At 38.1% G+C, this 286-nt stretch carries 1 protein-coding gene; it reads left to right on the top strand.

Translation table 11 applies throughout. The features are described 5' to 3' along the window. The coding region (locus H6A07_RS09690) for a hypothetical protein (protein WP_204814715.1) at positions 1–193 on the top strand (193 nt) is incomplete at its 5' end. Positions 194–286: the final 93 nt, after the last annotated feature.

The following is a 286-nucleotide window of genomic DNA, read 5'->3' as shown; positions in this document are numbered from 1 at the left end:
GCTTAATTTACCAGAAAGACTATTAGCTGATGATGTGATTGAGAATGCTAAAAAACAAGGGGTGATAATTTCAAATGGTGCACCGTTTTTTGTGCGAAGAGCACCCCATAGACAATTGCGCATAAGTTTTGCTGTATTGTCTTTGGCGGAAATAAAAACGGGAATAAAGATTTTGGCAGAGATAATGAAATAGGGGGAGTTTTGATGAAAATTGGGATTGCTGGAAATGGCAAAATTGTAAGAGAGATGATAGGCGCTGCTAAAACTGTAGCAGGCATATCAATTG

This window comes from Olsenella uli, assembly GCF_016899935.1.
GTDB classification, from domain to species: Bacteria; Actinomycetota; Coriobacteriia; order Coriobacteriales; family Atopobiaceae; genus Thermophilibacter; species Thermophilibacter uli_B.
This window is presented reverse-complemented; position numbering and strand designations above follow the sequence as displayed.